Below are 7,079 nucleotides of genomic sequence, written 5' to 3' on the forward strand. Positions count from 1 at the left end.
CTCAAATGAAAGATCAACACAACCTAGCGCTATCTTAAGTTTGATAAAGCCAGCCTCATCTTGCCGACGATGACCTTCCCCATCTCTCCCTTAATTCGCTGCGCTGTGCAGGCTCTGTACTGGGGACTGGTTCTGCCCCTACCCATCCTGCTGGCTCGGCAACAGGCAACACCTCTTGAGCTGGGATCCCTTTGGATTGCTCTGCTGCTGGGATGGGGGGTAGTCCTGGGATCCCTGAGCCAGCAGATTCAGTTGGACGAAGAGGGCATGCAGGCCACCTACCCCAGTTGGGTGCCGCCTTTTGTGCGGCAGGAGTGGCAGATCCGGTGGGCCGATATCGAGCGCATTGAGCCCCGCTCCACCAGCCAGGGTGGTATGGTGTATTACTTGGTCAGCCGAGGGGGGGATCGCGTACTTTTGCCGATGCGGGTGACCAGGTTCAAGCAGCTGTTGGCTGAGATTCGACGGCACGCTCAACTGGAGATTGGCGGGCTGCGCCCCTACGTTCAGCCTTGGATGTACGGGCTCCTAGGATGTTTTGCTCTGCTTCTGTTGCTCTGGGATGGGATGGTCGCCATCTGGGTCTGGGCAAGTCCGGTGGGAACCTAGCGCAACCACAGACGGTTCCGGGTCTAGCCATCCCGACAGGGATCCCAGCTCCAGCGGGCGGTTGCAGTCCAGATCCCGCCCACGCCCTTCTGCGCAAGCGTTGCGGAGCAGCAGGATGGAAATTTGGAGCAGGTTGGAAATGAGCTCCTCCGCTGGGCGACCCCTGGTGGCGGTGGGGGTATCCTAAGAGCAGTGGAACTTAGCCCCCTCTTGCCAGCTCTTCCCCTTCGCGACAGCGGTGCGGAGCACTTTGTCTGGGATCCCTGCTGCCCCTTCTCTGGAGAGGTTGAGTCTTGAGCAGGTCAACCTCTCCGCCTCTTCGCTGGCCTTGCTGGACCATTGCCCCCGCCTGTTTCGCTATGTGTACCTGGAGCGGTTGATCTGGCCCGCTGCCAGTGTTTTTGAGCACGAGCTGGAGCAGAGGCGCGGACGGCAGTTTCACCGTTTGGTGGAGTGGCACAGCCGCGGGCGGCAGGTGGAGCCGCGTCTGTCGGGCCTAGATGAAGTGGTGCAGCAGGGGTGGCAAGTGTTTTTGGCCAGTCCCCATGCCCATCCCCAGGGACGGGTGTTGGCGGAGTTGCCCCTGTGGCAACGGATTGAGGGCTTTAAGTTGATAGCCCGTTTGGATCGGCTGGTGATTATCCCCAGATCCCTGCACATCCTGGACTGGAAAACTGAGCGTCAACGTCCTCGCGATGAACAGTTGGCCCAAGACTGGCAGGTGCGCCTTTACCCTCTGCTGCTCTGCGAGGTGGCCCAGCAGCTGCCCCTGGAAGGCCCTTTTGAGCCGGAGCAGGTGCAACTGACCTTTTGGTATGTGCAACATCCGCAGCAGCCCTTCCACCGGTATTACAGCGCCGCCGCCTATGAGCAAGACCTGGCCCACCTAAGAGCCACTCTGAACCACCTGCGGCAACTGGAGGCGCAAGACTTTCCCATGACCCCCCACACTGAGCGCTGCAACAGTTGTCTGTTTCGCTCCCGCTGCCATGGGCTGCTACCGGAAGGGATCCCCTCTCAAGACCTCACGGATTGGGTCTGGCCAATGCAGGAGCCCGCGACACCTGCGGATCCCATCGCCGATACTTATTGGGAGCAGTAATGGGAGCAGTAAGGACTCCGCCTCGCTGACGCGATTAGATCCGATTAGATCAAGGTAGGGCGGGGCAGGATCTGTTTTGGCAGCAACCCATGCATACCCTATTATGGGGCCGTTCGCGATAGCGAGACGGAGTCCTTTGTTCCCAACGTTTCCCATCTGGAAAGGCTACGGCCAGGGATCCCCGGTTGCAGGGCTTGGCCTGGAACTTGTGCCCCGGGTGTGGAGGATAACTGCAATTTTCTCGGAGACTTGCATACTGGGTTAGATGGTTTTATCAGCGCTGTCAACTGTGATCGCGAGTGTCATCTCCAGTACTTCCACCGTCCGGGATCCCGACTGGGATGTAGAAGTGGCGGGCCTCTACAAGCGTTTTGGCGATTTTGTGGCCCTCAATGGCATTGAGCTGAACATTCGGCGGGGGGAGTTTTTCGGCCTGCTGGGCCCTTCCGGCTGCGGCAAGACCACCCTGCTGCGCATCCTGGCCGGCCTGGAGATGGCCGATGCTGGGGAAGTGGTGATTCGAGGTCGCCCGGTGGGCCACTTGCCCGCCCACAAGCGCAATGTCAACACCGTGTTCCAGAGCTATGCCCTTTTCCCTTTTATGACGGTGGAGGACAACATCGCCTTCGGCCTGCGCATGCGGGGTGTGCGGGGAGAAGCTCTGCGCAAGCGGGTAGCGGCTGCTATGGAATTGGTGGAGATTGCAGCTCTGGCCAAGCGGAAGCCCCATGAGCTGTCGGGGGGACAGCAGCAGCGGGTGGCCTTGGCTCGGGCTTTGGTGAACGAGCCGGAAGTGCTCTTGTTGGATGAGCCGCTGTCGGCGTTGGATGCCAAGTTGCGCAAGCAGCTTCAGGTGCAGTTGTGCGAGTTGCAGCGCCGCCTGGGCATGACCTTTATTTTCGTTACCCACGACCAAGAAGAGGCTTTGGTGACCAGCGACCGGGTGGCGGTGATGCGGGCGGGGCGCATTGAGCAAGTGGGCCTTATCGATGAGGTGTACGAGCGCCCGGCGACGGCCTTCGTAGCCGACTTTTTAGGGGCCAGCAACCTGATCGAGGGGATCGCCTGTGGGACGGACTGTGTGGATACGCCCTTGGGAAAGCTGAAGGTCTTGGGGATCCCGGCCAGCTCGGAACCGGTGCAACTGGCCATTCGCCCGGAAAAGATCCAGCTCTCTCGCAGCGGCTGGGATCTGCTGCCCAACCAGGTGCCGGTGCGGGTGGAAAACCTCATCTACACTGGGGCTGAGAACCAATACCTGTTGCGGACAAACCAAGGTCAGCAGCTCAAGGCCACGGCCCTCAACACCGATATTGAGGATGCAGGGTTTGAGATCGGCGCAGCGCTGGTGGCCCACCTACCCCCGAAAAGCCTAATCCGTTTGCGACCGGATCCCCGTCAGGAGGAGACTGGATGTTGAAGCTGCCATCTCCTGTGGGCAAGTGGATCCCTGGCCAAGCCCAGGTGCGATTTGGGGAGCTGCTCACCCCTTGGCAGGAGTTGGGGCGCAGCCTAATTTTTGCTGGGCCAGGGGTGCTGTGGGTGATGTTTTTTCTGGTGCTGCCGGGGCTGTTGCTGTTGGTGTGCAGCTTTCTCAGCCGCGGGGAGTTTGGCCAGATTCAACTGCCCCTGACCCTGGAGAACTATCTGCGCATTCTCGGCTTTGGCCCCTTGGGATGGACGCCCGTCTACTGGCAGATCTTGGGCCGCAGCCTGCTGGTGGCGGGGGTGACCACCTTTTTTTGCGTGCTGCTGGCCTACCCATTGGCTTTCTTCATTGCCGCCCACCCACCCCGACAACGGGATCTGTTGCTCACCTTGGTGGTGGTGCCCTTTTGGACGAACCTGGTGATCCGCACCTATGCCTGGATGGTGGTGCTGGCCCCGGAAGGGTGGCCGGCTCGCTTGGCGGCCTGGCTGGGCTGGATCCCACCGCAAACGGCTCTGTATCCCAGTTGGCTGGCGGTTTATCTGGGCATGGTCTACACGTTTTTGCCCTACATGGTCTTGCCCCTGTACACGGCGGTGGAGCGCATCGATTGGCGGCTGGCGGAAGCGGCACGGGATCTCTATGCCAAGGGTTGGCAGGTCTTTTGGTGGGTGCTTCTGCCCCAGACCTTGCCTGGACTGGCGGCGGGCCTCATTCTGGTGGGGATCCCGGCTTTCGGCATGTTCGTAGTGCCGGATCTGTTGGGGGGCAGCAAAACGCTGTTGATCGGGAATGTGATTCAGTTGCAGTTTGGCTCCAGCCTGGACTACCCTTTCGGGGCGGCCCTCAGCTTTTTGGTCACCGGCCTCACCCTGGGGTTGATCTACGCCTACAGCCGCTACGCTGGCACCCGCAGCCTAGAAAATCTGGTTTGAGGAGCTGCTGTGGGCTTTAAGCAGAGCCGCCAATTGCTTGCGCATCAGGATCCCGGGCTTATCGGTGAGCATGTGCTGTTCGGTGCTGAGGGTGAGAGGAACGTCGGGATCCGTGGTCTCCAAAATGGCTTTATCTTCCAAAGTTACAGCCCGGTCAAAGCGGATAACCTCGGCGGCTGGGGTATCGGCTTCGGTGTCGTTGCGCAAACAAAACTGCACCACTTGGGAGGCTCGGTCGTTGATGGGGGTGGGGATGTTGACGATGACATGGCTGCGGCCATTGGGGTAGCGGATGTGAAGGTGGTTGGTGAAGGGCAAATGCCAGGTTGAAGTGGTGGTGCGCTCGGTTTTGGCGGCAGCAATGCCCAGGTTTTTTTGTTGCAGCTCTGGGTTGGCTACACCGAGCACTGTGCGGGTGCGGATCCCGTAGTCCAGCTCCTCGACCTCGAAGTGGCTGGGTACCAAGTCTTCCATACTGCCAAAGGTGTTCTGGTGTACAAAGCTGATGTGGGCGGCATCGAACTCGTTCTCGCAGATGCGCAAACTGGCACATTCCCAGCGTTCGTAGAACTCGTGGATGAGCCGGTAACTGGGATCCTCGGCTTCTGGGATGACCGGGATCCCCCGTAGAGGCTGGGGATGCAAGCACACCCAAGCATAGCCATAGCGGGCCTGGCAGAGATAGGCGGGAATGCGGTAGCTCTCTGGGATGCGGGCCTGATCCGGCAGTTGCGGCACCTTGACACAGGCTCCCGTGCCATCAAACTCCCAGCCATGGTAGGGGCAGCGAAGGTGGCCGTTGCTAACGATCCCCTTGGACAATTGAGCCGATCGATGACAGCAGCGGTCTGCGGCTGCCTGGGGCTGTCCGGCCTCGTCCAGCCAAAGGACGATCTTTTCCCCCAGCAGCTCGAAAGGTTGCGGGGATCCCTGCTCCAATCGGCTGAGGGGCATCACCGGGTACCAAAAGCGCCGAAAGACAGGATGCTGGGTCACCAACATGGCAAAACCATCTGTGTCGTGTGGCCGGATTCTGTATAGCAAATTCGTGAATTCGGTTCCGTAGCCCGCGCCACAATCTCTATTTGGGGATCTTGCAGATCTGGGCAAACTCATTCCCAGGGGAGCTCAACTCATGGGGAAACCCTAGAACCTCTGGTACGGTAAAGATACTGATCTTGCGTTTGAGTTTCCAGAGGGATCCCTTGACCTCAACTTTGCCTTCTCAGACCCTCTTGCAGGCTCTGTACACCCCTTCCCCTGCTTGGGATGCCATCGTCATCGGTGCTGGGATCGGGGGATTGGTCGCGGCCAGCCAGTTGGCTGCCAAAGGATACCGTGTGCTGGTGCTGGAAAAATACCTCATTCCAGGGGGCAGTGCCGGCTATTTTGAGCGTCCGGATCCCTTAGGCAAGGGGAGCTACCGCTTCGACGTGGGCGCTTCCATGATCTTTGGATTGGGCACCCAAGGCACCACTAACTTGCTGACACGGGCTTTGGCAGCGGTGGGCCAGTCCATAGACTCTATCCCCGATCCGGTGCAGATTGCCTACCACCTGCCCAAGGGGCTGAATCCCCGAGTACACCGGGATTACGAGCAGTTTTTGCAGGAGCTATCCGGCTACTTTCCCCGGGAAGCCGCCGGCATTCGCCGGTTCTACGATAGCCTGTGGCCCATCTTCAACAGCCTCAACGCCATGGAGCTGCTCTCGTTGGAGGAGTGGGGCTATCTATTTCGTTCTTTTGTGAGCAATCCCCTCGGCTGCCTGACCTTGGCGCGCTATTTGCCGGTGAATGTGGGCCAGGTAGCGCGGCGCTGTCTGCGGGATCCGGATTTGCTGCGCTTTGTGGACATGGAGTGCTACTGCTGGTCGGTGGTGCCGGCGGATCGCACGCCCATCATCAATGCCGGGATGGTATTTTGTGACCGACACTACGGCGGTGTCAACTATCCCAAAGGGGGGGTGGGGCAGATCGCCCAAAAGCTGGCCCAGGGGCTAGAGGCCCATGGCGGGCAGATCCGCTACAAAGCACCCGTGCGGCGGATCCTGGAAGAAAGAGGTCGGGCGGTGGGCGTAGAACTGGCCAGCGGGGAAAAGCTCTTTGCCCGCACGATCATTTCCAATGCCACCCGCTGGGACACCTTTGAGCGCCTATGGCCGGGATCCCTGCCCAGGGCGGAGCGGCAGTGGCAAAAACGCTACCAACAATCCCCCAGCTTCTTGAGCTTGCACCTGGGGGTGCGGGCCGAGGCCCTGTCCGGCGAACGCTATTGTCACCACATTCTCCTGGAAGATTGGGATCAGATGGAGGCTGAGCAGGGCACCCTTTTCGTCTCCGTCCCCACCCTGTTGGATCCCGACCTGGCTCCCCCGGGCCGCCACATTGTTCATGCCTTTACCCCCAGTTGGATGTCCACCTGGCAAGGGTTGAACCCAAGCCAGTACCAGATCCAAAAACAGCAAGCCGCCGACCGCCTCATCCGCCGCCTGGAGGCCCTTTGGCCTCAACTGGGATCCCACATTGAACTGAAGGAGATAGGCACCCCCCGCACCCACCGCCGCTTCTTGAGCCGCAGCAACGGCACCTATGGGCCTATCCCCAGCCGGGATCCCTGGGGCTTGCTGGGCATGCCCTTCAATCGCACCGCCATCCCCAACTTGTACTGCGTGGGGGATAGCACCTTCCCCGGCCAAGGGCTCAATGCCGTTGCCTTCTCCGGCTTTGCCTGCGCCCACCGGGTGGCAGCGGATTTGGTTTAGGTTGCCCTTCTCCTTGCTACTCCCTTCTCCCTCTGGGAGAGGGGCAGGGGATGAGGGTTGAGCGGCGCAGAGGGTTTGGGAGGCAGTTGATGGTCAATTCAAACAACAATGAGACGCTAGCCAGTAAGATAGCGTCCGTTCCCGAAAGCAGGCTGTAGGCCTTTGAATCAGGACATTGTCCAGAATCAACACAGATGTCCTCTTCAAACTCGGTATTCAGCTAGAAATCGCAGGAGCCCCGC

General features: G+C 59.9%; 6 protein-coding genes. 5 read left to right on the top strand and 1 reads right to left on the bottom strand.

Annotation, left to right across the window (positions count from 1 at the left end; genetic code table 11):
• Positions 1–69: 69 nt before the first annotated feature.
• The 4 genes from NW818_RS11620 (at position 70) to NW818_RS11635 (ending at position 4,075) form a co-directional block, all read left to right on the top strand.
• Positions 70–609 (top strand): hypothetical protein, encoded by a 540-nt coding sequence (locus tag NW818_RS11620; protein ID WP_414331790.1) that lies wholly within the window; start codon positions 70–72, stop codon positions 607–609.
• 238 nt (positions 610–847) lie between these two features.
• Positions 848–1,711, top strand: coding sequence for a PD-(D/E)XK nuclease family protein (locus NW818_RS11625; protein ID WP_414424639.1), 864 nt, complete (start codon positions 848–850; stop codon positions 1,709–1,711).
• 289 nt (positions 1,712–2,000) lie between these two features.
• Positions 2,001–3,131 (top strand): ABC transporter ATP-binding protein, encoded by a 1,131-nt coding sequence (locus tag NW818_RS11630; RefSeq protein WP_238376942.1) that lies wholly within the window; start codon positions 2,001–2,003, stop codon positions 3,129–3,131.
• Positions 3,125–4,075: an ABC transporter permease gene (locus tag NW818_RS11635; RefSeq protein ID WP_414424640.1), complete on the top strand. Its 951-nt coding sequence runs from the start codon at positions 3,125–3,127 to the stop codon at positions 4,073–4,075. The genes NW818_RS11630 and NW818_RS11635 overlap by 7 nt, the downstream gene beginning before the upstream one ends.
• Here NW818_RS11635 and NW818_RS11640 read toward each other — a convergent pair.
• A complete protein-coding gene (locus tag NW818_RS11640; protein ID WP_414424641.1) occupies positions 4,058–5,077 on the bottom strand; it encodes a Rieske 2Fe-2S domain-containing protein in 1,020 nt (339 codons plus the stop codon). The genes NW818_RS11635 and NW818_RS11640 overlap by 18 nt on opposite strands.
• Positions 5,078–5,280: 203 nt before the next feature.
• On the opposite strand from NW818_RS11640, the gene crtH reads away from it, so the two are divergent.
• Positions 5,281–6,837: a carotenoid isomerase gene (gene crtH, locus NW818_RS11645; RefSeq protein ID WP_414424642.1), complete on the top strand. Its 1,557-nt coding sequence runs from the start codon at positions 5,281–5,283 to the stop codon at positions 6,835–6,837.
• The last annotated feature ends 242 nt before the right edge of the window (positions 6,838–7,079 follow it).

Source organism: Synechococcus sp. R6-5 (genome assembly GCF_047461775.1).
Taxonomy (GTDB): Bacteria; Cyanobacteriota; Cyanobacteriia; order Thermostichales; family Thermostichaceae; genus Thermostichus.

Bases quoted from the DNA above. Each gene is read 5' to 3' on its own strand.
- NW818_RS11640 (WP_414424641.1), bottom strand. From the start codon at position 5,077: ATGTTGGTGACCCAGCATCCTGTCTTTCGGCGCTTTTGGTACCCGGTG.
- NW818_RS11635 (WP_414424640.1), top strand. From the start codon at position 3,125: ATGTTGAAGCTGCCATCTCCTGTGGGCAAGTGGATCCCTGGCCAAGCC.
- NW818_RS11620 (WP_414331790.1), top strand. From the start codon at position 70: ATGACCTTCCCCATCTCTCCCTTAATTCGCTGCGCTGTGCAGGCTCTG.